The sequence below is a fragment of the Kaistia adipata DSM 17808 genome, assembly GCF_000423225.1.
GTDB lineage: Bacteria > Pseudomonadota > Alphaproteobacteria > Rhizobiales > Kaistiaceae > Kaistia > Kaistia adipata.
This window is the reverse complement of record NZ_AUHO01000010.1, coordinates 203,677-229,294: the sequence shown is the minus strand read 5'-3', so window position 1 is coordinate 229,294 and position 25,618 is coordinate 203,677. Positions and strand designations below refer to the sequence as shown.

24 protein-coding genes are annotated in these 25,618 nt (G+C 67.5%); 16 read left to right on the top strand and 8 right to left on the bottom strand.

Translation table 11 applies throughout. The features are described 5' to 3' along the window. Positions 1-215 precede the first annotated feature (215 nt). The 11 genes from G539_RS0109940 (at position 216) to G539_RS0109890 (ending at position 11,588) form a co-directional block, all read left to right on the top strand. Positions 216-1,133 (top strand): ABC transporter permease, encoded by a 918-nt coding sequence (locus G539_RS0109940; protein ID WP_029075067.1) that lies wholly within the window; start codon positions 216-218, stop codon positions 1,131-1,133. After that, positions 1,133-2,071, top strand: a complete 939-nt coding sequence (locus tag G539_RS0109935; RefSeq protein ID WP_035830927.1) for an ABC transporter permease — start codon at positions 1,133-1,135, stop codon at positions 2,069-2,071. Before G539_RS0109940 ends, G539_RS0109935 begins: the two co-directional genes overlap by 1 nt. Further along, the gene (locus G539_RS0109930) at positions 2,068-3,066 is read left to right on the top strand and encodes an ABC transporter ATP-binding protein (protein WP_029075066.1); all 999 of its coding nucleotides are present in this window, start codon (positions 2,068-2,070) and stop codon (positions 3,064-3,066) included. Before G539_RS0109935 ends, G539_RS0109930 begins: the two co-directional genes overlap by 4 nt. After that, positions 3,059-4,051, top strand: a complete 993-nt coding sequence (locus tag G539_RS0109925) for an ABC transporter ATP-binding protein (protein ID WP_051231262.1) — start codon at positions 3,059-3,061, stop codon at positions 4,049-4,051. The genes G539_RS0109930 and G539_RS0109925 overlap by 8 nt, the downstream gene beginning before the upstream one ends. Before the next feature lie 132 nt (positions 4,052-4,183). Then, positions 4,184-5,197 (top strand): ABC transporter substrate-binding protein, encoded by a 1,014-nt coding sequence (locus G539_RS0109920; protein WP_029075064.1) that lies wholly within the window; start codon positions 4,184-4,186, stop codon positions 5,195-5,197. A gap of 121 nt (positions 5,198-5,318) precedes the next feature. Then, positions 5,319-6,788, top strand: coding sequence for a sugar ABC transporter ATP-binding protein (locus tag G539_RS0109915; protein ID WP_029075063.1), 1,470 nt, complete (start codon positions 5,319-5,321; stop codon positions 6,786-6,788). Then, positions 6,785-7,765, top strand: coding sequence for an ABC transporter permease (locus G539_RS0109910; RefSeq protein ID WP_029075062.1), 981 nt, complete (start codon positions 6,785-6,787; stop codon positions 7,763-7,765). Before G539_RS0109915 ends, G539_RS0109910 begins: the two co-directional genes overlap by 4 nt. Further along, the gene (locus G539_RS0109905; protein WP_029075061.1) at positions 7,762-8,709 is read left to right on the top strand and encodes an ABC transporter permease; all 948 of its coding nucleotides are present in this window, start codon (positions 7,762-7,764) and stop codon (positions 8,707-8,709) included. The genes G539_RS0109910 and G539_RS0109905 overlap by 4 nt, the downstream gene beginning before the upstream one ends. Positions 8,710-8,820: 111 nt before the next feature. Beyond that, a complete protein-coding gene (locus tag G539_RS0109900) occupies positions 8,821-9,774 on the top strand; it encodes an ABC transporter substrate-binding protein (protein WP_029075060.1) in 954 nt (317 codons plus the stop codon). A 138-nt stretch (positions 9,775-9,912) separates the two neighbouring features. After that, positions 9,913-10,794, top strand: a complete 882-nt coding sequence (locus tag G539_RS0109895; RefSeq protein WP_029075059.1) for an ABC transporter permease — start codon at positions 9,913-9,915, stop codon at positions 10,792-10,794. After that, on the top strand, positions 10,791-11,588 hold the full coding sequence (locus tag G539_RS0109890) for an ABC transporter ATP-binding protein (RefSeq protein WP_029075058.1): 798 nt from the start codon (positions 10,791-10,793) through the stop codon (positions 11,586-11,588). Before G539_RS0109895 ends, G539_RS0109890 begins: the two co-directional genes overlap by 4 nt. 246 nt (positions 11,589-11,834) lie before the next feature. Here G539_RS0109890 and G539_RS0109885 read toward each other — a convergent pair whose 3' ends face one another. From G539_RS0109885 to G539_RS0109875, 3 genes are all read right to left on the bottom strand, one after another. Beyond that, the gene (locus G539_RS0109885; protein ID WP_029075057.1) at positions 11,835-12,866 is read right to left on the bottom strand and encodes a Gfo/Idh/MocA family protein; all 1,032 of its coding nucleotides are present in this window, start codon (positions 12,864-12,866) and stop codon (positions 11,835-11,837) included. Positions 12,867-12,993: 127 nt separating this feature from the next. Further along, positions 12,994-13,416, bottom strand: coding sequence for a VOC family protein (locus G539_RS0109880; protein WP_029075056.1), 423 nt, complete (start codon positions 13,414-13,416; stop codon positions 12,994-12,996). A gap of 189 nt (positions 13,417-13,605) precedes the next feature. Further along, positions 13,606-14,430, bottom strand: coding sequence for a MipA/OmpV family protein (locus tag G539_RS0109875; protein WP_245576851.1), 825 nt, complete (start codon positions 14,428-14,430; stop codon positions 13,606-13,608). A gap of 364 nt (positions 14,431-14,794) precedes the next feature. On the opposite strand from G539_RS0109875, the gene G539_RS0109870 reads away from it, so the two are divergent. Further along, complete coding sequence (locus G539_RS0109870; protein WP_245576850.1) at positions 14,795-16,174, top strand: DUF3300 domain-containing protein; 1,380 nt, start codon at positions 14,795-14,797, stop codon at positions 16,172-16,174. A gap of 11 nt (positions 16,175-16,185) precedes the next feature. After that, positions 16,186-17,100 (top strand): DUF2950 domain-containing protein, encoded by a 915-nt coding sequence (locus G539_RS0109865; protein ID WP_029075053.1) that lies wholly within the window; start codon positions 16,186-16,188, stop codon positions 17,098-17,100. On the opposite strand, the gene G539_RS27030 is transcribed toward G539_RS0109865, so the two are convergent. Next, complete coding sequence (locus G539_RS27030) at positions 17,063-17,716, bottom strand: hypothetical protein (RefSeq protein ID WP_029075052.1); 654 nt, start codon at positions 17,714-17,716, stop codon at positions 17,063-17,065. The genes G539_RS0109865 and G539_RS27030 overlap by 38 nt on opposite strands. A 520-nt stretch (positions 17,717-18,236) precedes the next feature. Here G539_RS27030 and G539_RS0109855 point away from each other — a divergent pair. The 3 genes from G539_RS0109855 to G539_RS0109845 all read left to right on the top strand — a co-directional run bounded on the left by G539_RS0109855 (position 18,237) and on the right by G539_RS0109845 (position 21,687). After that, positions 18,237-19,829: an arylsulfatase gene (locus G539_RS0109855; RefSeq protein ID WP_029075051.1), complete on the top strand. Its 1,593-nt coding sequence runs from the start codon at positions 18,237-18,239 to the stop codon at positions 19,827-19,829. A 158-nt stretch (positions 19,830-19,987) separates the two neighbouring features. Further along, complete coding sequence (locus G539_RS0109850) at positions 19,988-20,956, top strand: formylglycine-generating enzyme family protein (RefSeq protein WP_029075050.1); 969 nt, start codon at positions 19,988-19,990, stop codon at positions 20,954-20,956. Between the two features lie 170 nt (positions 20,957-21,126). Further along, positions 21,127-21,687 carry a DsbA family protein gene (locus tag G539_RS0109845; protein ID WP_029075049.1) on the top strand — a complete coding sequence of 187 codons (561 nt, stop codon included), beginning with the start codon at positions 21,127-21,129 and terminating at the stop codon, positions 21,685-21,687. An 81-nt stretch (positions 21,688-21,768) separates the two neighbouring features. Here the strand turns inward: G539_RS0109845 and G539_RS0109840 are convergent, their stop codons facing one another. The 4 genes from G539_RS0109840 to G539_RS0109825 form a co-directional block, all read right to left on the bottom strand. Then, positions 21,769-23,058: an aspartate aminotransferase family protein gene (locus G539_RS0109840; protein WP_029075048.1), complete on the bottom strand. Its 1,290-nt coding sequence runs from the start codon at positions 23,056-23,058 to the stop codon at positions 21,769-21,771. A 23-nt stretch (positions 23,059-23,081) separates the two neighbouring features. After that, complete coding sequence (locus G539_RS0109835) at positions 23,082-23,969, bottom strand: amidohydrolase family protein (RefSeq protein ID WP_029075047.1); 888 nt, start codon at positions 23,967-23,969, stop codon at positions 23,082-23,084. Next, positions 23,966-24,763, bottom strand: a complete 798-nt coding sequence (locus tag G539_RS0109830; RefSeq protein WP_029075046.1) for an IclR family transcriptional regulator — start codon at positions 24,761-24,763, stop codon at positions 23,966-23,968. Before G539_RS0109830 ends, G539_RS0109835 begins: the two co-directional genes overlap by 4 nt. A gap of 593 nt (positions 24,764-25,356) precedes the next feature. Next, entirely contained in the window at positions 25,357-25,614 is a 258-nt protein-coding gene (locus G539_RS0109825; RefSeq protein WP_029075045.1) for a hypothetical protein, read from the bottom strand. Positions 25,615-25,618 lie beyond the last annotated feature (4 nt).

Below are 25,618 nucleotides of genomic sequence, written 5' to 3'. Positions count from 1 at the left end.
GATCGGACTTAGAAAATTCAACCAGACAGTTATTTCTTAGGGACTGACTATTCTTGGAACGATAGTTCTCGCGTTAGCATCACAGTGGAATGCCGTATCATGACCCACTGCCGGAGACGCCCTAGAACGGACGATAATTCGGAGAGAGCGCGTGACCAGACCGGACAAACAGACCCAGGGCCTATCCGCCGGCCCGTCGCAGACGGATGGACCGCGTGGCTAACCTCATCCTCCGACGCCTGCTGCACGGCGTTATCGTCGTCCTCGGCGTGATGACCATCGTCTTCTTCGTGACGCGCATCATCGGCGATCCGGTCCAGGTCATGCTGCCCGTCGAGGCAACCGAAGCGGAACGCGCGCTGCTGCGCAACCAGCTCGGCCTCGACCGCCCCATCCTCGAACAGTTCCTGCAATTCGCCGGCAATACGCTGACCTTCAATTTCGGCGACAGCCTGTGGCAGCGGCGGCCGGCGATGGACATCGTGCTGCAGCGCCTGCCGATGACGGCGCTCCTGACCGCCGCCGGCATCGGCGCCGCCATCCTGCTGTCGATCCCGCTCGGTATCGTCGCGGCGCTCCGCCCCGACGGCATCGTCGACCGCACCACCGTCGTCGCGAGCCTCGCCGGCCTCTCCATGCCGCAGTTCTGGCTCGGCCTGCTGCTGATCATCCTGTTCGGCGTCAAGCTCGGCTGGCTGCCGACCTCGGGCGCCCGCTCGCCGGCCCACATCATCCTGCCAGCGATCACGCTCGCCCTGCCCTCGCTCGCCCGCCTCGCCATGGTGGTGCGCACGGCGATGATCGACGAGATGAACCGCCAGTACATCAAGGTCGTGCGCGCCAAGGGACTGAAACGGGCTCGAGTCATCGGCGTGCATGCGCTGCGCAACGCCTCGGTGCCGATCCTGACGCTCTCCGGCTGGGAGATCATCGGCGCGCTGGCCGGCAATGTCGTCGTCGTGGAATCGATCTTCGCCTGGCCCGGGCTCGGCCTCACCGTGATGCAGTCGATCGAGCGGCAGGACCTGATCCTGCTGCAGGCCGTGGTGTTCACCGTCGCCGTCATGGCCGTCTGCATCAACATCCTCATCGACATCGCGCACCGCGCCATCGATCCGCGAGTAAACGCCTGATGCCGACGCCCGCCTCCACCGGAAACTCGCCGGGCCAGTTGCTGCGCGAGCTGCTGCGCGACCGGCCGGCGACGCTCTCCACGCTCTTCCTGCTGCTGCTCGTCTTCGCCGCGATCCTCGCGCCCTTCGTCGCGCCGCACGATCCCGCCACACAGGCGCTGCGCGCCCGGCTCGAGCCGCCCTTCTGGCTCGCCGGCGGCAGCCTCGACCACATCCTCGGCACCGACAATCTCGGCCGCGACGTGCTCTCGCGCATCATCTATGGCGCGCGCACCTCGCTCACGGTCGGCCTGAGCGTCGTCGCCATCGCCGGCACGTTCGGCGTCACCATCGGCCTCGTCGCGGCCTATGTCGGCGGCCGCGTCGACAGCTTCGTCATGAGCTGGGTCGACACCCAGCTTTCCTTCCCCGATCTGCTGCTGGCGCTGACCGTGCTGACCGTGCTCGGCTCGTCGCCGACGACGGTCGTCGTCATCCTCTCGATCGGCGGCTGGATGGTGTTCGCGCGCATGACCCGCGGCATCGTCAAGTCGACCCGCAACGAGGGCTATGTCGAAGCCGCCGAACTGGTCGGCTGCTCGATCCCGCGCATCATCTTCGTCCATATCCTGCCGAACCTCGCCGCGCCGCTCTCGACGCTGCTGATCCTCGAATTCGCCCGCATCGTGCTGGCCGAGGCGGCGCTCTCCTTCCTCGGAATGGGCATCCAGCCGCCGGCAACCTCCTGGGGCCTCGATATCGCCGTCGGCAAGGATCACATCTTCGGCGCCTGGTGGCTGGTGACCTTCCCCGGCGCGGCGATCGCGCTGACCATCCTCTCGGCCAACCTCCTCGCCGCCTGGGTGCGGACGACGGCCGATCCGCAGGAACGCGAGAAGCGCTTCGCCCGCTCGGCCGCCGGCCGGCAGATGCGCGCCGCGCGCAGGGTCGAAGCATGACAGCGCCGCTGCTCGAACTCGACGATCTCGTCGTCACCTTCACGACCCGGCGCGGCCGGATCGAGGCCGTGCGCGGCGTGTCGCTTGCGGTCCGGCCCGGCGAAACGCTCGGCATCGTCGGCGAGAGCGGCTCCGGCAAGAGCGTCACCATGCAGGCCGTGATGGGCGTGGTCGACTCGCCCGGCGCGGTCGAGCATGGCGACATCAGCTGGCGCGGCCGCTCGCTGCTGGCGCGTGAGGGTGAGGCCGCCGACATTCGCGGCCGCGACATCGCCATGGTGTTCCAGGACGCGATGACCTCGCTCGACCCGCTGTTTTCGATCGGCACCCAGATCGGCGAGGTTCTGGCGCGCCATCGCGGCGTGACCGGCGCCGCCGCGCGCGCCCGCACGATCGAGTTGCTCGAGCTGGTGGGCATCGCCAATCCGGGCCCGCGCCTGCATTACCTGCCGCACCAGTTCTCCGGCGGTATGCGCCAGCGCATCATGATCGCCATGGCGCTCGCCGCCGAACCGGCGCTGCTGATCGCCGACGAGCCGACCACCGCACTCGACGTCACCGTGCAGGCGCAGATCGTCGACCTCCTGATCGAATTGCGTGACCGGCTCGGCCTCGCCATCGTCCTCGTCACCCATGATCTCGGCCTCGTCGCCGAGCTCTGCGACCGCGTCGCCGTCATGTATGCCGGCCGCATCGTCGAGACGGCGGATGTCTGGAGCCTGTTCGACGCTCCGGCCCACCCCTATACCGCCGGCCTGCTCAAGGCGACGCCAGCGATCGACGATTTGCCCGAGCGGCTCGAGACGATCGAGGGCAGCCCGCCCGATCCATCCGACCTTCCGAGCGGCTGCGCCTTCCGCCTGCGCTGCCCGCGTGCCGATGCCGCCTGCGCCAGCGCGCCGCCGCTGACCCATCCGGCCGCTGGCCGCGACTTACTCTGCTGGCATCCCGAACCCCTGCCGATCGCGGCGAGCCCGGAGGCGGCCCATGTCTAGCGTCCCCCTGCTGAGGCCCGACGCCGCGCCGCTCGTCGAGGCGCGCGGGCTTTCCGTCAGCTATGCCGTGCCGCGCGCCGCCTTCTGGCAGCAAAAGCCGGCGCCCTTCCGTGCCGTCGAGGGCATCGATTTCTCGATCGGCCATGGCGAGACGCTCGGCATCGTCGGCGAGAGCGGCTCGGGCAAGAGCACGATCGGCCGCGCCCTGCTCGGCCGGGTGCCGCTCTCGGCCGGCAGCGCCCGCTTCCGCGGCGAGGACATCTCCGGCCTCTCCGGCGGCGCGATGCGCCGGACGCGCCGCCATATCCAGGCGGTGATGCAGGATCCCTATGCCAGCCTGAACCCGCGCATGCGGGTCACCGACATCATCGCCGAGCCGCTGGTGGTGCACGGCATCGCACGCGGCGCCGAGGCGCGCGCCCGCGTTGACGAACTGCTCGACTTGGTCGGCCTGCCGCCCGACGCCGGCCAGCGCCATCCCGGCACCTTTTCCGGCGGCCAGCGCCAGCGCATCGGCATCGCCCGCGCGCTCGCCATGGAACCGGCCTTCATTGTTGCCGACGAACCGGTTTCCGCGCTCGACGTCTCGGTCCGTGCGCAGATTGTCAACCTGTTCCGCGACCTGCAGGAGAAGCTCGGCGTCTCCTATCTCTTCATCGCGCACGACCTCGCCATCGTCCGCCATGTCTCGCACCGCATCGCCGTCGTCTATGCCGGCCGCATCGTCGAGATGAGCGCCCGCGACGACCTCTACACGACGCCCATCCACCCCTACACGCAGGCACTGCTTGATGCCGTGCCCGTGCCGGATCCGCGCAAGCGCAGGACCGGGCGGGCGACCGTCCGTGGCGAACTCGGCGCCATCCCGGCGGCCGGCTGCCGCTTCGCGCCACGTTGCCCGCTCGCCTCCGAGCAATGTCGGCGCGAGGCTCCGCCGCTGCTGGAGCGGGCGCCCGGCCATCGCGCCGCCTGCTGGAACGCCTGAGGCAGGCTGCGCAAACTTCCGTAGAGACAGCGATGTCATCGATGCCGATTGACCCGTCAATCGGCCTGTGACAGCCTCCTTGCGAGCCACGGAAACAAGTCCATGAACGGACGGCTCCTGGGAGGAAATGCCATGAGAACAACAGCCGTACTGGGTTCGCTCGCCGTTTTGCTTCTGGCTGGCACCGCCCATGCCGACACATCCGCCAAGAAGATCGCCTTCTCCAACAACTACGCCGGTAATTCCTGGCGGCAGGCGATGCTCAAGAGCTACGAGATCGTCACGAAGAAGGCGGTGGCCGACGGCATCGTCGGCGCGTCCGACATCTTCACCACCGCCGACCAGGAAGTTCCGACCCAGGCGGCGCAGATCCAGAACCTGATCCTGCAGGGTTACGACGCGATCGTCATCAACGCCGCCTCGCCCGACGCGCTCAACGGCGCGGTCAAGCAGGCCTGCGACGCCGGCATCGTCGTCGTCTCGTTCGACGGCATCGTCACCGAGCCCTGCGCCTACCGCGTCGTCGTCGACTTCAAGGCCATGGGCCGCGAGGAAGTCGAGCAGATGGCCAAGTTCCACCCCGAGGGTGGCAACCTGCTCGAGATCCGCGGCCTCGCCGGCACCTCTATCGACGACGAGATCCACGCCGGCATCGCCGAGGGCGTGGCCAAGCACTCGCAGTTCAAGATCGTCAATTCGGTGACCGGCAACTGGGACCAGACGACGGCGCAGAAGGCGGTCGCGACCGTGCTTCCCTCGCTCCCCGAGATCGTCGGCGTGGTGACCCAGGGCGGTGACGGCTACGGCACGGCGCAGGCTTTCGCCGCCGCCGGCAAGCCTCGCCCGACCATCATCATGGGCAATCGCCAGGACGAGCTCGCCTGGTGGAAGGAGCAGAAGGCCAAGGACGGCTACAAGACCTGGTCGGCCTCGATCGCGCCCGGCGTGTCGTCGCTCGCCTTCTGGGTCGCGCAGCAGGTGCTCGACGGCCGCACCGACGTGCCGCACGACCTCCTTGTGCCCTACCTCGCCTTCACCCAGGAGGATTTCGAGGCGGCGCTTCCGAACATTCCGGAGGGCAGCGTCGCCACCACGGAATACACGCAGGCCGACGCGATCGAGACGATCAAGGCCAACATCAAGTAGGCCGTACTGCCCTCGTGCAGTCCTCGAGCGCTTTCGCACGAAGGCGCGATCCCACGAAGAGCCGGGTCCTTTCCGCGCTGTCCAAAGGCGCCGAAGGGATCCGGGCGAATGCGAAAACGGAATGTCCGAGGGTAGCCCTGTCATCGTGAAGCTCGACGGCGTCGAGCGCCATTTCGGCGCCGTCCGGGCCCTCGACGGCGTCGACTTCGCGGTCGGCGCCGGCGAGTGCATCGGCCTCGTCGGCCACAACGGCGCCGGCAAGTCGACGCTCATGCACATCCTGGCCGGAACCGGATCGCCGGATCGCGGCACCATCGCCGTGCGGGGAGCGCCCGAGACGGACTATTCGGTCGCCCGCGCGCAGGCACTCGGCATCCGCTGCGTGTTCCAGGAATTGTCGCTCTGCCCCAATCTCACCGTGGCCGAGAACACCCACATCAGCCATGCGTCGCTGCGCGGCCCGGGCTGGCGCAAGCGGTCGGCGGCGCTGATCCGCGCCAAGCTGGACGAGATATTCCCCGGCCACGGCATCGAGCCCTCCGACGTCGTCGGCGACCTCGCCATCGGCCAGCGCCAGATGGTCGAGGTGGCACGCGCCTTCACCGTCACCGATCAGCCCCTGCATCTCGTCATCCTCGACGAACCGACCTCGTCGCTCGACGCCCACACGGCCGGCCAGTTGCTCGCCTTCGTCGGCAGGGCCCGCGCCGAGGGCGTCAGCACCATCCTGATCTCGCATGTGCTCGGCGAGGTGCTCTCGACCGCCAACCGCATCGTCGTCATGCGCGACGGCCGTGTCGTGGCGAGCGATGCCGCCTCGGCCTTCAACCGCGACCGCCTCGTCGCCACCATGGGCGGGGCGCGCCAGCACGACCGGGATCCCGCCGCGGCGGCGCGGACGCGCGGCGCGACGCCCGTCAAGGTCCGGGCCCGGCCTCGCGGCCAACCCGGCTCGGCCGAACTCGTCGCGCACCAGGGCGAGATCATCGGCCTCGCCGGCCTCGCCGGCCATGGCCAGACCCGCCTGCTGCTCTACATCTACGGCGCGGCGACACGACGCCGCCCCGGCATCGAGGTCACGGATCCGGTGGCACTCGTCGCCGGCGACCGTCAGACCGACGGCATCTTCCCGCTCTGGTCGATCGCCGAAAACATCGGCATCCGCTCGCTCGCCGCACTCCGCCGGGGGCTCCTGCTCTCGTCCGAACGCGAACAGGCTTTGGCGCGCGAGTGGCAGCAGAAGATCGGCATCCGCACGCCCGATCTCGACAACAACATCCTGTCGCTCTCGGGCGGCAACCAGCAAAAGGTGCTGTTCGCCCGCGCGCTCGGCTCCGACGCGCGCATCATCCTGATGGACGATCCGATGCGCGGCGTCGACATCGGCACCAAGCTCGAGGTCTACGACCTCGTCCGCGCCGAGGCGCGCAAGGGGCGCACCTTCCTCTGGTACACGACCGAGATGGACGAGCTGGAAAACTGCGACCACGTCTACGTCTTCCGCAATGGCCGCATCGTCGCCGACCTCGGCCATGACGAATTGAGCGAGGAGAAGGTGATCCAGTCCTCTTTCGAGGAGAGCGCGGCATGACCGTCGCCGCCACCGAACCCCTCGGCCGTTCCGGCCTCCGCTCGCCAGCCTTCGCGCGCTTCCTGCGCGCGCTGTTGCCAGCCCTGTCGCTGACGCTGATCCTGATCGCCATCGCCTATCTGAACCCGCGCGCGATCAGCTATTTCGGCTTCTCGCTGATGCTGAACCTGGCGATCCCGATCGCGCTCGCCACCATCGCGCAAATGTTCGTCATCACGGTGAACGAGCTCGACCTGTCGATCGGCACCTTCGTCGGCTTCGTCGCCTGCGTGACGGCGACCTGGCTGCGCGACGCGCCGCTCCTCGGCATTCTCGTCCTGCTCGGCTCGATCGGCGTCTACGCGGCGCTCGGCGCGCTGATCCATCTCCGCAACCTGCCGTCGATCGTCGTCACGCTCGGCATGAGCTTCGTCTGGCAGGGGCTGGCGATCCTGCTGCTGCCGAAGCCCGGCGGCAAGGCGCCCGACTGGCTGCTCGGCCTGATGAGCCTGAAGCCGCCCCTCGTGCCGTTCCCGATCCTTGCCGCGGTGGTGATCGCGCTCGTCGTGCATTTCGGCCTGATGCGCACCTCCTACGGCGCCGTGCTGCGCGGCACCGGCGGCAACGCCCAGGCGGTGAAACGCGCCGGCTGGTCGATCCTGCGCACCAAGGTGACGATGTTCGCCATGACCGGCGTTTTCGGCGTGCTCTCCGGCATGGCGCTGGTCGGCATCACCACCTCGGCCGACGCCAATCTCGGCAATGGCTACACGCTGCTCGCGATCGCCGGCGTGATCCTCGGCGGCGGCGAGTTCGTCGGCGGCCGGGTGTCGCCGATCGGCGCCGTGCTTGGTGCGCTGACGCTGGCGCTCGCCGCTTCGCCGCTCCTGACCTTCATGCGCATCCCGCCCGACTGGCAGGTCGCCGCGAACGGCTTGATCCTGATCGTCGTGCTGGCGGCGCGCGCGCTGATCAGCCGGCGGGAGGGCGACCGATGATGGTTCTCCGCGCTCTGCTCGCACGCCCCTGGATCTGGTCGTTCATCGGCGCGCTGCTCGTCTGGCTCGCCGCAATCAGCTTCACCGGCGGCTATGGCGCCGGCGGCATGATCACGGCGGCGCTGTCGCTCGCCGTCTTCATGGTGATCGTCGGCATTGGCCAGATGTTCGTGATCACGCTCGGCCCCGGCAATGTCGACCTGTCGCTACCGGCCAATATCGGGCTTGCCAGCGCCGTCGCCATGAAGGTGATGGGCGGCAGCGACGCGATGATCCTCGTCGGCCTCGTCGCCGCGCTGACGAGCGGCATGGCCGTCGGCATGGCCAACTACCTTTTGATCCGGGCGCTGCGCATCCCGCCGATCATCGCCACGCTGTCGTCGAGCTTCATCGTCCATTCGATCGATATCGCCTATGGCCGCGGGCTGCAGATCAAGCCGCCGCCGGCCTTCGCCGACTTCACCAACATCCAGTTCCTCGGCATCCCGATCCTCGCCATCTGCGGCGTGGTCTTCGCCTTCCTCGCCGGCATCGCCCTGCAGCGGATGATCTATGGCCGCTCGGTGCTGGCGATCGGCCAGAACATGCGCGCCGCCTGGCTCGCCGGTATCCCGGTCGAGCGGATCCGCTTCCTGACCTACACGCTCTCCGGCGCGCTCGGCGGCATCAACGGCGCACTGCTCGCCGGCTATTTCCGCGGCGCCAGCGTCGACATCGGCAACGAGTACCTCTTGAGCTCGATCGCCGTGGTCGTCATCGGCGGAACCTCAGTCGCCGGCGGCAAGGCCAACGTGCCGGGCATCTGGGGCGCGGCGCTGTTCCTCGTGCTCCTCCTCACCATGCTGAACACCTTCGGCGTCAGCGCCGGCATCCGCCTGCTGCTGACCGGACTGATCATTGTCGGCGTCATCACCGCGGCGGGCGGCCAGAAAGCGCTGCGCTGAGCGCGTCCCCAGCCGGCGCGCCGGCATCGATGTTGACTTCTCCTTCGGGGGCTGGTTTCACCTTGAGGAGACCCAACGGATCCAAAAAACACCACTTCAAGGGGCAATTTGATGAAACTTCTGACCGCAGCCGCGTTCGCGGCCCTCGTCTTCGCCCAGCCGGCGCTGGCACGCGACGTCACCGTCGACGTCACCGCGATCGTCGAGCACCCGGCGCTTGACGCCGTGCGCGACGGCGTCAAGGACGCGCTTGGCGAGGCTGGCTTCAAGGTTGGCGAGAACCTGACCTTCAACTACGAATCCGCCCAGGGCAATCCCGGCACGGCCGCGCAGATCGCCCGCCAGTTCATCGGCAACGGCCCGGACGTCATCGTCCCGATCTCGACCCCGTCGGCCCAGGCCGTCGTCTCCGGCACGCGCGACATCCCCGTCGTGTTCTCGGCCGTCACCGACCCGGTCGGCGCGCAGCTCGTCAAGGACCTGAAGGCACCGGGCGGCAACGTCACCGGCCTGTCCGACCTGTCGCCGATCGGCGACCACATCGCCCTGATCAAGGAGATCCTGCCGAACGTGAAGACGGTCGGCGTGCTGTTCAACCCGGGCGAGACCAACTCGGTCACGCTGGTCGAGCTGCTGAAGACGCTCGGCGCCGAGCAGGGCATCGCCGTGGTCGAGTCGCCCGCGACCCGCTCCTCCGAGGTCCAGAACGCCGCCCGCGCACTGGCCGGCCGCGTCGACGCGATCTACGTCCCGACCGACAACACCATCGTCTCGGCGCTGGAATCGGCCGTCGCCGTCGCCGTCGAGAGCAAGCTGCCGCTCTTCACGGCCGACACCGACTCGGTCTCGCGCGGCGCCGTCGCGGCGCTCGGCTTCAACTACTACGACGTCGGCAAGCAGACGGGCGCGATCGTCGTCCGCATCCTGAACGGCGAGAAGCCGGGCGACATCCCGGTCAACGTCGCGGCCGGCACCGACCTGGTCATCAACCCCGGCGCGGCCGAGAAGATCGGCCTCGAGCTGCCGAAGGCCGTGGTCGACCGCGCGACCAAGGTCATCAAGTAAGGTGGAATGGCCCGGCGAACGCCGGGCCTTTCTTCAGGCGGATCCCCGGCCGGTGCGCCAGGCGGTCCGCCATTTCAAACGACAACAGAGCCCTGCCCCGTTCGACACGCGGCGGGCTCCACCGGAGAGGCCGCTTTCGTGAGCCTAATTGCCTTCCTTGGCGCGGTTGAACTCGGCCTCGTCTTCGCCTTCGTGGCGATCGGCGTCTATCTCGCCTTTCGCATCCTCGACTTCCCCGACCTGACGGTCGACGGCTCGTTCCCGCTCGGCGCCGCCGTGGCCGCGGTGCTGATCATCGCCGGCTGGAATCCGTGGCTCGCCACGGCCGTCGCCATGGTCGCCGGCGCCGCCGCCGGCCTCGTCACCGCGACGCTGAACGTCAAGTTCCGCATCCTGAACCTGCTCGCCTCGATCCTGACGATGATCGCGCTGTTCTCGGTCAATTTGCGCGTCATGGGCCGGCCGAACGTCGCGCTGATCAACCAGGACACGATGCTGACGCCCTTCTACGGGCTCGGCCTGCCGGACTTCTACGTCCGCCCGCTGTTCATCGGCGTGCTCGCCATCCTCGCCGTCTTCCTCGTCTGGCGCTTCCTGGCGAGCGATCTCGGCCTCGCCATGCGGGCGACCGGCGCCAATCCGCGCATGGCCCGCGCCCAGGGCGTCAAGACCAGCCTGCACATCTATCTCGGCATGGCTCTCTCGAATGCGCTCGTCGCGCTCGGCGGCTCGCTCTTCGCCCAGACCAACGGCTTCGCTGACGTTACCTCCGGTGTCGGCACCATCGTCGTCGGCCTTGCCGCGGTGATCATCGGCGAGACGCTGTTCCATTCGCGCCTCATCATCTGGGCGCTGATCGGCTGCGTGGTCGGCTCGGTGCTCTACCGCATTGCCATCCAGCTGGCGCTGTCGAGCGACATTCTCGGCCTCAAGGCCTCCGACCTGAACCTTGTCACCGCCGTGCTCGTCGCCGCCGCCCTCGTGCTGCCGCGCCTGCGTCGCGGGAGGGCCGCGGCATGATCGAGCTTTCCAACCTCTCCGTCGTCTTCGGCCGCGGCACGCCGCTCGAGAAGCAGGCGCTTTCCGGCCTCGAGCTGAAGATCGAGGCCGGCACCTTCGTCACGGTGATCGGCTCGAACGGCGCCGGCAAGTCGACCATGCTGGGCGTGCTCGCCGGCGACGTCATCCCGACCTCGGGCCGCGTCGTCATCGGCGGCCGCGACGTCACCCGCATCGCCACGGCCGACCGCGCGAAGTATGTCGCGCGCGTCTTCCAGGACCCGCTGACCGGCAGCTGCGGCGCGCTCACCATCGAGGAGAACCTCGCCCTCGCCGCCGCGCGCGGCCGGCGGCGCGGCCTCGGGTTGGCGCTCGGCAGCATCCGTCGCGACGAATTCCGCGACCGCGTCGCCGAGCTGAAGCTCGGCCTCGAGAACCGCATGCATGACCGCATGGACCTGCTCTCCGGCGGCCAGCGCCAGGCGCTGTCGCTGGTCATGGCGACGCTCTCCGGCAGCGAGGTTCTGCTCCTCGACGAACATACGGCGGCGCTCGATCCGGGCATGGCCGAGTTCGTCATGGAGCTGACCCAGTCGCTCGTCGACAAGCACAAGCTGACGACGATGATGGTCACCCACTCGATGCGGCAGGCGCTCGACTACGGCAGCCGCACGGTGATGCTGCATGGCGGCAAGGTGATCCTCGACGTGGTCGGCGAAAGCCGCAAGAACCTGACGATCGAGGACCTGATCGAGATGTTCCGCAAGGCCCGCGGCGGCGAGACGCTCGACGACGACGCCCTGCTGGTGAGCTGAGAGCCCACCAGCGCCCCGCCAGAATGGTCGGGCACCGTCGCCCTGGCGAAGGCCGGGTGTCCGATAGACACCGGCCAAGGAGACTGGCCAAGAAGGTTCGGGCCAAGAAACCTCGGCCCGTCCTTCTGGCCACGGGCCGGCGTCTCTGGATCCCGGCCTCCGCCGGGATGACGCGGGAGGGTGGTATAACCGCCCTGCGACCGGACCCTGCCCGGCGCCCCTCGCGGATCTCAGGCCCGCACCGCCTCAGAACGTTTCCGGCCTGACCGGACCGCCCGTCTCGATCGACTTGTAGGCCGCCTCGACCAGAGCAAACGTGTTCAGGTTGTCGTGGCCGGAGGTCGCCGGCGCGGTGCCGGCATCGAGGCTGTCGAGCCAGTGGCGCTGGGTCGAGACGACACTGTCCTGGATCAGCAGCCAGGGTTCGCCGCCCCAGGAGAGCGGCTTCGGCTTGGCGATTTCGGTGAAATTGCCCTTGGGCGAGGTAACGACCAGCCGGCAATCCGCCTCGACGCGGACCGAGCCCTTCGTGCCCTCGAAATGGATCAGCGTCTGCGGGAACAGGTCCGGTTCCTGGCGGCTCGCATAGGAGCATTCCGAGACACTGACCGCGCCATTGGCGTGGCGCATCATCACCGTCGCCTGGTCCTCGCCATTGATCCCTTCCTTGATCGCCTGGCCCAGGCAATAGACGCTGTCGGCCTCTCCCATGAAGACGCGGGCGACATCCAGCACATGCACGCCGATGTCGAGCAGGACGAAGCGCTCGACCTCAGCCAGATAGGGCTGGCCCTTGTAGATGTCGTAGCCGGTGCGGAAGGCGAAGCGGCCCCAGGTCGGTTCACCGAGCACGCCCGAGCGGGCGATCTCGGCGGCGCGCAGGAGCGGCGCTTGGAAGCGAAAATTCTCGTGCACCATCAAGGGCCTACCGGCCTTGTCCATGGCGTCGACCAGCGCGCAGCAATCCGCCCAGTCGGGGGCCAGCGGCTTCTGCACGATGGCGGCGACGCCACGCGCGGCGCAGGCCTCGACCAGCTTGCGATGCGACGGCGCCGTGGTGACGATGTCGACGAAATCCGGCTGCTCCTCGTCGAGCATGCGCTCGAAATCGTCATAGGCCGCCGGAATGCCGAAATCGGCCGCGGCGGCTTCCGCCTTCGACCGGTCCATGTCGCAGACGGCGACGATGCGGGCGCGATCGCCGAGTTCCCGCCACGCATTCAGATGATTACGCGCAAAGAACCCGCACCCGACAAGGGCGCCCCTGCGAATGGTCATTGTCTCTCTCCCTCGATTGTCCCGCCCGGCCCGACCGGCTGCGCCGCATGGCGACGAGTCCTCGCCGCCATGCCCCTCCGATTTCAGATCGAGCAGGCAGGCGGGGCGCCTGTCAAGCGGTCATCCCCTACAGGCCGAAGGTCACGAGGCCCCGCGCGTCGATCGCCCAGGCCGGGTTCCAGGCGATCTCCCAGGCATGGTCGTCGGGATCGGCCACATAGCCCCGGAAGCCGCCATGCGGCGGCGCATCGGCGGCCCGCAGGACCCTGCCGCCGGCGGCGGCGAGCCTGTCCATCAGCGACTGGACGGCCGCCTGGCTCGCGACATTATGGGCGAGCGTGAAGGCGCCCGGACGGCGGAGGCTGTCGCGGTTCATGTCGACCTCCATCGCCGACTGGAGCCAGGTTCCGAGTACGAAGCCGTTCATCTGGTAGAAGGCGATCTCGTCGTTCTCGAACACCGGCGTCCAGCCGAAGCCGTCGCGATAGAAGGCTTTCGAGCGCGCGAGATCGGCGATGCCGAGCGTGATGACGGAAAGCTGTTGCTGCATACTGCCCATTCCCTTTCGTCCGCCCCGACACCATGCCGGAGCGCTGAAAGTCATGGGACTCGGGCGGATGGAACACAGTCCATGCGCCGGTCAGGACCCGTTGCCGGGGGCCGGGCCAACCGCACCGACCTCTCCTTTTTCGACGGGTCGAGGCTATCGCAGCGCCTCGCCCGCCTCAAGGCATTCCGCTCAGTCGCGGAACAGGTCGAGCGAGAACTGCTTCGACAGGCCGACGCCGAACGTGAACTGGTTGGCGTCGCCCACGGACGCGACGATCGGCGAATCCTTGGCGTCGCCGACGAAGCGCTCATAGCCGGCATTGGCGTTCAGGAACCAGGTCGGCTTGAACTCGTAGCGCGCCGACGCCTTGAGGCCGACCGAATAGAGACCCCCGCCTGCGTCATAGGCGTCGAGCCGGCCGCCACTCGCCGCGCTCTCGCCGGGCGAGACCGAGAAATACGTGCCCATGTAGTCGCTGGAAGCGAGATTGGCACGCGGCCCCAGGCGGAGCTCCAGCATCGGCATCGGCCGCGCGATGACGTCAGCGCCGACGGTGCCGACCACGCCGCTCGCCTCGCCGAAGGCACCGCGCACTTCGCCGATCACCTCGGCGCCATAGATCGGGTCGAAGTTGAACTCGTAACCGGCCTTGATGCCCGCCTCATACGTGGCGTCGAGCTTGCGCGTGCCGGCGAGGCCGGGCTCATCGGCCGGATCGCGCTCGCCGATGACGCGGAACGACGGCCCGATCGAGAACGCCGTCTTCGGGCCGCCGCCAAGCTCGAACAGGCCCGGCAGCCGCAGATAGGACATCGACACGATCGGATAAGGCGAGAAGAGCAGGTCGCTGGCGCCGGGATAGCGCGGCTGCACCTGACCGCCGGCGCCGAGCTCGATGACGAGATCGACACCGTCGCTGCGCTTCGCGGGCGCATCCGCGGCATGGACGGAAGAAAAGACGAGCGGCACGAGCAGCGAGCCAGTCAGCGCGCCGACGGTCAGAATGCGAATCAAGACAGCTGTACTCCGAAACACGACCAGCATAGGACGCCCGGGACACGCGACAACCTGCCCGAGCGCTTGGTTAACCAGATATCGCCGGCGTTGTTGAAGATTGTGTTACGGCGCGCTCGTTGCTTTCCTTCGCGTCTTGGGCCGGGCGCGCCCCCTCGCGGCCTGGGCGACCTCGTCGCCCGGTCGTGTCGCTCGGCAGAGCCAAGCAGGATTTTCAATATTTCAAAGATCAGACCAAATATTTCCTGCAACCGGCCATCCCGAAAATTGTCAGGTGCCGTAGCGTTGTATAAGATGCACCTCCTCGCGTCTGCACACCAAAGGGATCAAAATGCTTGGTTCATCGAATGGTGCCGGCATACGGATGATCGGGTTCGTCTTGCTCGCAGCGACGTCCCTCGCGACCAGCGCAACACCCTCGCGCGCGCAGGAGCAGCCCGCCGCGCAGGCGCCAGCGGGCACGACCGCCGCGGCCCCGCCGGATGCCACCGCCGCGCCGGCCCAGACCGCCCCCGACGTCTTCACCACGGAAGAGCTGCGCAAGCTGCTGGCCCCCTTCGCGCTCTATCCGGATGCGCTGCTGGCGCAGCTGCTGCCGGCCTGCGCCTATCCCGTCGACATCGTCCAGGCGGCGCGCTGGCTCGACAAGAACAAGTCCGCCGTCGCGAAAGGCGACTTCTCCGGCACCGACGGGCAGAACTGGGACCCCACGGTCAAGGCCCTGGTCCGCTTCCCGGATATCATCGCCAAGCTCAACGGCGACCTCGACATGACGACCGATCTTGGCGACGCCTTCGTCAACCAGCCCGACGACGTCGCCGCCGTGATCCAGGAACTGCGCCGCGAGGCGCAGAAGGCCGGATCGCTCAAGACCACCCCGCAGCAGAAGGTCGTCGTCCAGGACCAGGGCGGCACCAATTATGTCACGATCGAGCCGGCGGACCCGGGCGTCATCTACGTGCCGACCTATGATCCGGAAACGGTCTATTACGACAGCGGCGACGCGCTGGCGGCCGGCATCATCGGCTTCGGCGCCGGCATCGCCGTCGGCATCGCCATCGACAATGTCTGGGACTGGGGGCATGGCTGGGTCTATCCGCCCCGCTGGCCGGGCTATCCCGGCTATCGACCCGGCAACGGCAACATCAACATCGGCAACGACATCAACATCGGCGGCGGTGACAGGGTCGACATCGGCGGCGGCACGCGGCCCTGGCGGCCGGATGGCGACCGCTATCGTCCCGGCCAGGGCAGCAAGCCCGGCCTCGCCAACCGGCCGAATGCCCCGGGGGCGGGCAATCGCCCCGGCGCCGGCAACCGGCCGGGCATCGATCGCCCCAATGCAGGCAACCGACCCGAGATCGGCCAGCGGCCCGGCACCGGCAATCGCCCGGACGTCGGCAACCGGCCCAATGCGGGCAACCAGCCGGATCGGACGGCCAGCGCCAACAAGGGCCAGAGGCCCGCTTCTGGCGCCAAGCAGGCAACCAAGAAGCCCGCGAAGAATACCGCCTTCAGCAACGCGAAGTCGGGCGGCAAGAGCTCCAAGGCGGCCTCGAATCGCGGCTCGTCGAGCCGGCAATCCGTGGCGCGGCCATCCGGCGGCCGGCAGCAGATTCAGCGCGGCGGCGGCGGCCGCCCGCAGATGTATCGCGGTGGCGGCGGCCGGCCGCAGATGCATCGCGGCGGCGGCGGACGCCCGCAGATGCATCGTGGCGGCGGTGGTGGACGCGGACGGCGCTGAGGAGAACGGTCATGCAGAAAATGGCTCTCTCGGCGCTTGGCGCCGTCATGGCAGGTGTCGTCGCCCTCGCGGTCCAGCCCGCCGTCGCGCAAGAGGTCTTTGCCTCCCCCGAGGCGGCCTCGACGGCGCTCGTCGACGCGGCGAAGGCACCCGAAAAGGGCATGCTGGACAAGATCTTCGGTCCGGGCGCCCGGGAACTGATCGCGTCCGGTGACCCGGACGTCGACAAGCAGCGCCTGTCCGATTTCCTGGAACTCGCGAGCAAGGGCAGCGCCGTCGAGGATGGCGAAAACGGAGTCAAGGTGCTGACCTATGGCGCCGACCAATGGCCGTTCCCGATCCCGCTCAAGAAGGCCGCCGACGGCTGGACGTTCGACCTCGCCGCCGGCAAGCAGCGGATCGCCGACATGTCGATCGGGCAGAACGAGCTCGTGACGATCGGCGTCTGCGACGACTATGTCGCCGCGCAGAACGAATATTTCCGGACGCTGCATGACGACGAGCCGGTGCAGCAGTTCGCACGCCGGCTGGTCAGCCGGCCCGGCCGGCATGACGGCCTCTACTGGGAGCCGGCATCGCCGACCGATCGCAGCCCGCTCGGCGACCGGATCGTGGCCGCGGCCGTGCGCAGCAGCGACGACCCGAACGCGCCCCGCTCCTATCAGGGCTACCGCTACCACATCCTCACCCGCCAGGGACCGGCGGCGCCCGGCGGCGCCTATGACTACCTCGTCAACGGACGCATGCTGGCCGGCTTCGCCCTGATCGCCTATCCAGAAAAATGGGGCGAGACGGGCATCATGACATTCCTGTGCGACCAGCGCGGCAATGTCTGGCAGCGCAATCTCGGCGCCTCCACCGGCAAGGTCGCGCCCGGCGTCCGCACGTTCAACCCGCACTCCGACTGGGATCCGGTCGAACGATAGGCACAACGGCAAGGCCACGGTCAGAACCGGGAGGTGCGAACCCGCAGCGATCGGTGCCGCTCAGCCGACCAAGGACGAGGGCGCCGACATGATCGGCATCTCCGATGGATCCAGGGTCGACTTCTTCGCCACAGGCCCGATTCCGCTCCAGGCCGGCGGCGCCGAGGAAAACCCACTCGGCTTCAGCATGCGCCGTGCCCCCGCGTTCGGCATCGAGAACCGGCTCGAGAGCGACGCCATGGATCGCAACGGATCGGGCGCGACAGATCGGCGGCTTTCCGGAACCTGGAGCCCGAAGCATGGAGAGGTCGCCGACGGGAAAGCCAATCAGATCGCCCCGGGAGCCGCGGTCGACTTGATGCAGCACATCGGCGTCCCGCCTGCCGCCGACGAGGCCGAACTCGCCAAGCGGCTGGCCAATCCGGTGGCGGACCTGATCAGCGTGCCCTTCCAGAGCAACGACGATTGCTACCTCGGTCCGAGCGAGGCCGGCCAGTACACGCTCAACCTGCAGCCCGTCATCCCCTTCACGCTGTCCGAGGATCTCACTCTCGTCGTCCGCACCATCCTGCCGACAATCCAGCAGGGAGAGCTGGCGCCCGGCTATGGCAGCCATTTCGGCCTCGGAGACGCCACGCAGAGCTTCTTCCTCGCGCCGGCGCTCAAGAATGGCCGGGTGTTCGGCGCCGGCCCGGCCTTCCTGTGGCCAACGACGACCGAGAGCGAGCTCGGCAACGGCATCTGGAGCGCGGGGCCGACCGCGGTCCTATTCCAGCAGACCGGGGGGTGGACCGTCGGCGCGCTCGCCAACCAGATCTGGTCCTATGCCGGGCCCGACGATCGCGACGACTACAGCAAGGCCTTCGTCCAGCCGTTCCTCAACTACACCTTCCCTGACACGACCTCGCTGATCCTGACCACCGAGTCGACCTATGACTGGGAATCCGGCGACTGGAGGATCCCGATCACCTTCGGCGTCAGCGAGATCTTCAAGTTTGGCGATCAGCGCGTCAGTCCCCGGGCGATGGCCGCTACTACGCCGCCGCCCGGAGATGGCCCGAACGCGGCCACTCCGGCTCCAAGCGACGCCAACCACCAACCACCAACCAGCAGAAGCAGAAGCACAGGAGGAGGTTATGCGACTACCGAAACTGATTGCATCCGCTGCCGTCGTGGGGGCAGGCCTGCTGGGCCCGCTCACGCCGGCTTTCGCCCAAGACGCCCCGGCGACGACAGGACAGGCGCAGCCGAACATCCTCGTCATCTTCGGCGACGATATCGGCCAGACCAACCTGTCGACCTACAGCTTCGGCCTGATGGGGTATCAGACACCGAACATCGACCGCATCGCCAGAGAAGGGATGAAGTTCACCGACTATTATGCCGAGCAGAGCTGCACGGCCGGTCGCTCGACCTTTATCACCGGCCAGTCGACGCTTCGCACGGGTCTTTCCAAGGTCGGCCTGCCCGGCGCGGATCTCGGCCTTCAGGCCTCGGACGTCACGCTCGCCTCTGCCCTGAAGGACAAGGGCTACGCGACGGGCCAGTTCGGCAAGAACCATCTTGGCGACAAGGACGAGTTCCTGCCGACCGCGCACGGTTTCGACGAGTTCTTCGGCAACCTCTATCACCTGAATGCCGAGGAAGAGCCGGAGAACCGCAACTATCCGCGTGACCCTGCCTTCCGCAAGCAATTCGGACCGCGCGGCGTGCTGCGCTCTTCCGCTGACGGCAAGATCGAGGACACCGGCCCCTTGACGCGCAAGCGCATGGAGACGGTGGACGACGAGACCTCGGCGGCGGCGATCGACTTCATGCAGCGCCAGCACGCCGCCAAGAAGCCGTTCTTCACCTGGCTCAACACGACGCGGATGCATTTCCGCACCCATGTCCGCGACGCACATCGCAGCCCCCCTGGGCTGACCGCCATGACCGAATATGCCGACGGCATGGTCGAGCATGACGCCGTCATCGGCACGGTGCTGAAGTCGCTCGACGACATGGGCATCGCCGACAACACGATCGTCATCTACACGACCGACAACGGCCCCCACCAGAATTCGTGGCCGGACGGGGGCACCACCCCGTTCCGCAGCGAGAAGAACACCAACTGGGAAGGCGCCTATCGCGTCCCGGCGATGATCCGCTGGCCCGGCCACATCAAGGAGGGCACGGTCGCGAACGGCATTTTCTCCGGTCTGGACTGGTTCCCGACCCTGATGGCCGCCGCCGGCGATACCGACATCACCGAGCGCCTGCTGAAGGGAACGACGATCGGCGGCAAGCCGTACAAGAACCACCTCGACGGCTACAACCAGCTTGCCTATCTGACTGGCCAATCCGACAAGAGCGCCCGCAACTCGTTCTTCTACCTGAACGACGACGGCGAGATCGTCGGCCTGCGCTACGAGAACTGGAAGCTCGTCTTCGCCGAGCAACGCGCGACCGGGACCCTCGCCATCTGGGCCGAGCCCTTCACCAAGCTTCGCGTGCCGAAGATGTTCGACCTGCGCTCGGATCCCTATGAGCGGGCCGATGTGACGTCGAACACCTACTACGACTGGCTGCTCGATCACGCCTATCTGGTGGTAGCGGGCCAAGCCTATGTCGCGAAGTTCCTGGATACGTTCAAGGAGTTCCCGCCGGCGCAGCGTCCGGCCAGCTTCTCGATCGACCAGATCCAGGAAAACATGGCCGAAACCTTCAAGAACGCCGGCGGAGGCCAGTAGCAAGCTGCGGCGCGGATCCTTCGGTTCGCGCCGCTTCCTCACGCCGCCGTTGACGGGCCGATCCGATCCCCTATTCTTCGGTGACGCTACGCGACGCGACCATCCTTTCGATCATCGCGAAACAGGTCGCTCCCCTCAACAGCGCGCGGAACCGGCTCATGAATCATGGTCTTCGCGACGGATCGCACGCCACGGCGGCGGTGGTCGACGAGATGGTCTTCATTCCCGGCGGCACGTTCCGCATGGGATCGGACGACCACTATGCCGAGGAGAAGCCGACGCACCGGGTCACCGTGGACGGCTTCTTCATCGACCCGACGCCGGTGACGAACGCGCAGTTCCGCCGCTTCGTCGAAGCCACGGGGCACATCACCTTCGCCGAGATTCCGCCGGATCCGAAGGACTATCCGGGCGCCCTGCCGCACATGCTGAAGGCCGGCTCGCTCGTCTTCACGCCGCCGGACCGTCCCGTCGACACGCGCGACTGGTCGCAATGGTGGTCGTTCCGCTTCCGTGCCAACTGGCGGAGGCCCTATGGCCCCGGCAGCTCGATCAAGGGGCTCGACGACCATCCGGTCGTCCATGTCGCCTATAGCGACGCCGAGGCCTATGCGGCCTGGGCCGGCAAGACACTGCCGACCGAGGCGGAATGGGAATATGCCGCGCGCGGCGGCCTCGACGGCGCGGAATTCGCCTGGGGCGACGAGCTCAACCCGGACGGTCGCCAGATGGCCAATACCTGGCAAGGCCAGTTCCCGGCGGAAAATCTCAAGACAGACGGATATGAACGCACCTCGCCAGTGCACGTCTTTCCGCCCAACGGCTACGGGCTGCACGACATGATCGGCAATGTCTGGGAATGGACCGCCGATTTCTGGTCGACGCACCATCCCGCCGACGCGCCCAAGGCGTGCTGCGTGCCGGAGAATCCGCGCGGCGGCCCGGTGGAGGCGAGCTACGATCTGCTCCAGCCGCGGATCCGCATTCCCCGCAAGGTGCTGAAGGGCGGCTCGCATCTCTGCGCGCCGAACTATTGCCGCCGCTACCGCCCGGCGGCGCGGCATGCCGAGCCGGTCGACACCTCGACCAGCCATGTCGGCTTCCGCTGCGTGCGCCGGCCGGCCTGACCGGCAGCGCGCGCGCTGGGCCGATCAGACCTGGACGGCCATGTCCCGGTTCGCTGCATCGGCGCCGCGGCCGGCGAGGGGCTACGGGATCGACACGCGTGCCCATTGATGAAAAGCTGACTTGACGACCCGCCCTACCAGCCCGCCTTTCCCTTCCCGAAGGAAACATCATGACCGCGTCTGTCTGGCACGCCGACCCTCTCGTCTGGGGAACCGGGCCGCGCCGGTTCGAGGTCTTCCTCGAGCCCACTTGCCCCTATTCCGTCAGGACCTTCCGCAAGCTCGACGCACTCCTCGCCGAGGCCGGCAGGGACAAGATCACCCTCGCCATAAGGCTGCACTCGCAGCCCTGGCATCTCTATTCCGGCGTCGTCGTGCGCTGCATCCTCGCCGCCTCGACGCTGGAAGGCGGCAAGGAGACGGCAAGGAAGGTCATGGAATCCGTCGCCGACCATCGGGAAGAATTCGAGTTCGCCCACCATGCCGGCGGCCCGAACATGGACGCGACGCCGCATCAGATCATCGAGCGCCTCGAAGGCTATAGCGGCGTGCCGCTCAAGGCGGCCTTCGCGATCCCGGGTCTCGACCGCGAGATCAAATGGCACTGCAAATATGCCCGCCAGAACGGCATCCACGTATCGCCGACCTTCATGATCGACGGGCTGGTGCAGCCGGACATGAGCAGCGGCGACGACGTGTCGTCCTGGGTGGCGCGCCTGCAGCCGGCGTGAGCGACAGGCCGCCGCGACAAGGGGCGCGCCCGATCGGCACGGCCGAGCCGGCGCGCCCTTCCCCTCCCCCAGGGTCCGGCTCTAGCGCAAGGTCTTGAGAACCGTTTCGGCGACATCGAGCGTGCGTTCGACATCGTCCATGGTGTGGGCCGCGCTGATGTGATTGCGCTTCAGCGCCATGGGCAGCATGAAGATGCCCTGGTCGACCATGGCCGAGCGGAACGCCACGTCCTTGGCGTTGTCGTTGCGCAGCAGGTCCTCGTAGTGGTCGATCGGGCCGTCCATGAAGTAGGGTGTGAACACCGAGCCATAACCGCCCACCGTCATCTGGACGCCGAGGCGATCGGCGATCGCCTGGATGCCGTTGCGGGCATGCTCGCCGAGCGCGAACAGATGCTCGTGCACCGAGCCGTCTTCCATCGCGGCGATGGTGGCGAGCGCCGCGGCCGAGCCGACCGGATGGCCATTATAGGTGCCGCCGACGAAGACCTTGCCGCCGGGCGCGGTCGAGAACTGAATCATCAGGTCGCGCCGGCCGGCGATCACGGCGCACGGGTAGCCATTGGCGATCGCCTTGGCCATGGTGGTGATGTCGGGGGTGACGCCGAGCTTGGCCTGATAGCCGCCGAGGCCATGGCGGAAGCCGGTGATGACCTCGTCGAACACCAGGATGATGCCATGCGCGTCGCAGAGCTGGCGCAGCCCCTCGACGAAGGCCTGGGTCGGCAGCACGCAGCCGATATTGTGCGGAATGGCCTCGAGGAAGATCGCGGCGATCTCGCCGGGATTGGCCGCGATCGCCTGCTCGACGGAATCGAGGTCGTTGAAGCGGCAGATCAGCGTGTTCTCGACGGCGTCGGCGAGCTGGCCGGCGCAGCCCGGATCCTTCTGGCCGATCTTCTCGGCCGGCGTGATGATGTTCATCAGCAGGTAGTCGTGCCAGCCGTGGAACGTACCCTGGAACTTGATCAGCTTGGTGCGGCCGGTGACGCCGCGCGCCAGGCGCACCGCCATGTAGGTGGCTTCCGAACCGGTCGAGAAGGTCAGCACCATCTCCGCCGACGGAACATGCTCGACGACCTTCTCGGCGAGCTGGATCTCGCGTTCGGTAACGCCGACGCCGACCATGTCGAGGCCCTCGATGGCCTCGGCGACGGCGGCGGTGACGCCCGGATGCTTGTGGCCGAGGACGATCGGCCCGAACGCCGCGTGATAGTCGAGGAAGGTGTTGCCGTCGACGTCGCGGATATAGGCGCCCTCGGCCCATTCCCACGCCATCGGGCGCGCCAGGCGACGCGTGGCGGAGTTGACGCCGCCCGGGATCACGCGGGTGGCACGCTCATAGGTCTCGGCGGATTTCTGGAAGTTCATGGAAATATACGGATCCTGTGGTTTCAGTTCAGGCCGAGCAGAGCCAGGCTATCGCGATGGATGATCTGTTCGATCCGATCGGCGGGAACGCGCGGCAGGCTGGTGCCCTCGAGGATGGCATTGACGTTGCGCAGGCCGGCCAGGGTCTCGGCGGGCGTGGCGATGGGGAAATCCGAGCCGAACAGCACCTTGTCGAGGATGTTCCACTCGGTCGCCTTGATCATCGCCTCGTAGAAAGTATAGGGGCGGTAGAACAGGCCGGAGATGTCGGTGAAGACGTTGGGATGCTTGCGCACCACCACGGCCGTATCCACCGTCCAGGGGTGGCCCATATGGGCCATGATGATCTTGAGATCCGGGTAGCGCATGGCGACCTCGTCGATGACGAGCGGATGGGCGGAGACGATCGGCGCCATGCGCACGCCGGAGGTGCCGATGTGGAAGAGCACCGGCAGGCCGTGCTTCTCGGCATATTGGTAGATCGCCAGCGCCCGGCTCTCGAGCGGATCGAAGATCTGGTAGTTGGCGCCGAGCTTGACGCCGCGAAGGCCGAGGTCGGTCCGGCTGCGCTCCATCTCGTCCATGACCTTGCGGTCATAGGGATGCACGGCCATGAAGCCGATCAGCCGGTCGGGGAACGCCCGCACGAAGGCGGCAGTGGAATCGTTGACGCCGTCGGCCACGTCGCCGACATCGCCAAATCCGTTGGTGCCGCCGACGCGCTCGCCCGGCTCCCAGGCGATGCCGAAGACGATGGATTTGTCCACCGGCGCCTGCGCCGCCATGTACTCGTTCCAGCTGTAGTTGGCCGCCACCGCCCGATCCGGCCGCCAGGTGGTGTTCATCACCAGCTTGTCGGCGGGAACGCGATCGCGGAACTGAGGCGTATGTGTGTGGACGTCGATGATCATCGGGCAGACTTCCTCGGAAGATATCCAAGCGCGGTGGAAATCCGGCTGGCGTGGGCGAGAACGATTGGAATGAGGTCCTGGATGGCGGCCTCGTCGAGGCGATAGGTCGGCCCCGAATTGCTGATGGCGGCGATGACCTCGCCGGTATGGTCACGGATCGGCGCCGCCACGCAGGACAGGCCCTCCTCGATCTCCTCGCGGTCCACCGCATAGCCCTGCGCCACGATCTCGCGCAGATGCGCGCGCAGCGCCGCCGGCTCGGTGATCGTGCGATCGGTATGCTTCTCGAATCCGATCCGGGCGATCAGCGCCTCGCGCGCTTCCTCGTCCTGGAAGGCCAGCAGCGTCTTGCCGACGCCGCTGCAATGCAGCGGGTCGCGGAAACCGACGAAGGACGACATGCGCACCGAGCGCTTGCTGTCGATCTTGTCGATGCAGAGCGCCGATTGTTCGTTCAGCACCGAGAGGTGGACCGTTTCGCCCGTGGCGTCGGTCAACTGCTCGATAAACGGCCGGGCGACGCGCCGGACGTCGAGATTGCCCAGCGCCCGCACCCCGACCAGCAGCGCCAGCGTGCCGAAGCTGAACGTCTGGCGGTCGTCGTCGCGCTCCAGGAAGCCGCGGCCGACCAGCGTCGCCAGCACGCGGAACACCGTGCTCTTCGGCAGGCCCGTCGCAGCCGTGATGTCGTCGGCGGTCAACGCCTCCTCGCGCGCCGCCAGGCACTGGATCACGTCGATCGCCCGATCGACGGCGCGGATTGAATATCGGTCGTTGTCCGTCGGTGATTTCATCTAGTAAACTCACGTTTCATTTTATGATCCTAGCAACGCCAGCAACCATGTCAAGGTGACGTCGAGATCGCCAGTATACCGGTGCGTCGAACCCTGGCTGCGCTTGCGCGGGAGGTGCTGCGACGCAGCGGAGCGGCATTCGCCGGGGATGGCAAGGCATAGATCCCCCACGCATCCGGCACAGGGATGGTCGCCCCAAACGCGTCGAAGCTCGAGGAAGGCGAGTGGCTGGAAGACGCGGCCTCGTCGGCGAGCCGGCAACCGATGACCGCCGACAGTACCGCCAAAGGCCAAGCAGGCGCCGTCCGCGATCGCCAGACGCATCCTCCTGGACGACGACGTACCCTCCGGGATGCTTGGCCGGGAGGGTGCTCGAAACGCCTCGTCCGGCGCTCTCAAAGCGGTTGCGTCCTGGGCCGACGGTTCCGGACGCGGCGCGGCCCTGGCCATCGGGCCGGCCGAGTGGCGGCAAGCCAAGTGGCGGCCGAAATGAAAGCGGCCGGCGAACGTCCTTGCGGAGCTCGCCAGCCGCCAGACTTGCGAAGACGGTTTCCCGAGGCGCTGTCCCGGGACCCGTCTTGAACGGAACGACCTCAGACGACGTCGAGGGCGAGTTCGTCCGCGAGCGCTTCTTCCATCTGCTCGTCCGTCAGGGTGATCTCTTCGGAGACCCCGGCCTCGTCCGTCACCTCGAACGTGTCGGGAAGCTCGTCGCTGAGCGACCAGTAGGCGAGCATCGCCGCCTCGGTCCGATTGCCGGCGATCACGTCGACGGTAATGGTGACCTTGAAGTGGTCGCCTTCGAAATCCTCGAACTCGGTATCGAGCTCGGCTTCGGTCTTTTCGGACATCCTT

What these genes read in the sequence shown, in the direction of transcription:
- G539_RS0109825 (WP_029075045.1), bottom strand. Translation starts at nt 25,614, where the DNA reads ATGTCCGAAAAGACCGAAGCCGAGCTCGATACCGAGTTCGAGGATTTC.
- G539_RS0109830 (WP_029075046.1), bottom strand. Translation starts at nt 24,763, where the DNA reads ATGAAATCACCGACGGACAACGACCGATATTCAATCCGCGCCGTCGAT.
- G539_RS27030 (WP_029075052.1), bottom strand. Translation starts at nt 17,716, where the DNA reads ATGGCTGCCATAGCCGGGCGCCAGCTCTCCCTGCTGGATTGTCGGCAG.
- G539_RS0109935 (WP_035830927.1), top strand. Translation starts at nt 1,133, where the DNA reads ATGCCGACGCCCGCCTCCACCGGAAACTCGCCGGGCCAGTTGCTGCGC.
- G539_RS0109835 (WP_029075047.1), bottom strand. Translation starts at nt 23,969, where the DNA reads ATGATCATCGACGTCCACACACATACGCCTCAGTTCCGCGATCGCGTT.
- G539_RS0109890 (WP_029075058.1), top strand. Translation starts at nt 10,791, where the DNA reads ATGATCGAGCTTTCCAACCTCTCCGTCGTCTTCGGCCGCGGCACGCCG.
- G539_RS0109845 (WP_029075049.1), top strand. Translation starts at nt 21,127, where the DNA reads ATGACCGCGTCTGTCTGGCACGCCGACCCTCTCGTCTGGGGAACCGGG.
- G539_RS0109905 (WP_029075061.1), top strand. Translation starts at nt 7,762, where the DNA reads ATGATGGTTCTCCGCGCTCTGCTCGCACGCCCCTGGATCTGGTCGTTC.
- G539_RS0109870 (WP_245576850.1), top strand. Translation starts at nt 14,795, where the DNA reads ATGATCGGGTTCGTCTTGCTCGCAGCGACGTCCCTCGCGACCAGCGCA.
- G539_RS0109865 (WP_029075053.1), top strand. Translation starts at nt 16,186, where the DNA reads ATGCAGAAAATGGCTCTCTCGGCGCTTGGCGCCGTCATGGCAGGTGTC.
- G539_RS0109880 (WP_029075056.1), bottom strand. Translation starts at nt 13,416, where the DNA reads ATGCAGCAACAGCTTTCCGTCATCACGCTCGGCATCGCCGATCTCGCG.
- G539_RS0109840 (WP_029075048.1), bottom strand. Translation starts at nt 23,058, where the DNA reads ATGAACTTCCAGAAATCCGCCGAGACCTATGAGCGTGCCACCCGCGTG.
- G539_RS0109930 (WP_029075066.1), top strand. Translation starts at nt 2,068, where the DNA reads ATGACAGCGCCGCTGCTCGAACTCGACGATCTCGTCGTCACCTTCACG.
- G539_RS0109915 (WP_029075063.1), top strand. Translation starts at nt 5,319, where the DNA reads ATGTCCGAGGGTAGCCCTGTCATCGTGAAGCTCGACGGCGTCGAGCGC.
- G539_RS0109900 (WP_029075060.1), top strand. Translation starts at nt 8,821, where the DNA reads ATGAAACTTCTGACCGCAGCCGCGTTCGCGGCCCTCGTCTTCGCCCAG.
- G539_RS0109925 (WP_051231262.1), top strand. Translation starts at nt 3,059, where the DNA reads ATGTCTAGCGTCCCCCTGCTGAGGCCCGACGCCGCGCCGCTCGTCGAG.
- G539_RS0109850 (WP_029075050.1), top strand. Translation starts at nt 19,988, where the DNA reads ATGAATCATGGTCTTCGCGACGGATCGCACGCCACGGCGGCGGTGGTC.
- G539_RS0109920 (WP_029075064.1), top strand. Translation starts at nt 4,184, where the DNA reads ATGAGAACAACAGCCGTACTGGGTTCGCTCGCCGTTTTGCTTCTGGCT.
- G539_RS0109885 (WP_029075057.1), bottom strand. Translation starts at nt 12,866, where the DNA reads ATGACCATTCGCAGGGGCGCCCTTGTCGGGTGCGGGTTCTTTGCGCGT.
- G539_RS0109910 (WP_029075062.1), top strand. Translation starts at nt 6,785, where the DNA reads ATGACCGTCGCCGCCACCGAACCCCTCGGCCGTTCCGGCCTCCGCTCG.
- G539_RS0109855 (WP_029075051.1), top strand. Translation starts at nt 18,237, where the DNA reads ATGCGACTACCGAAACTGATTGCATCCGCTGCCGTCGTGGGGGCAGGC.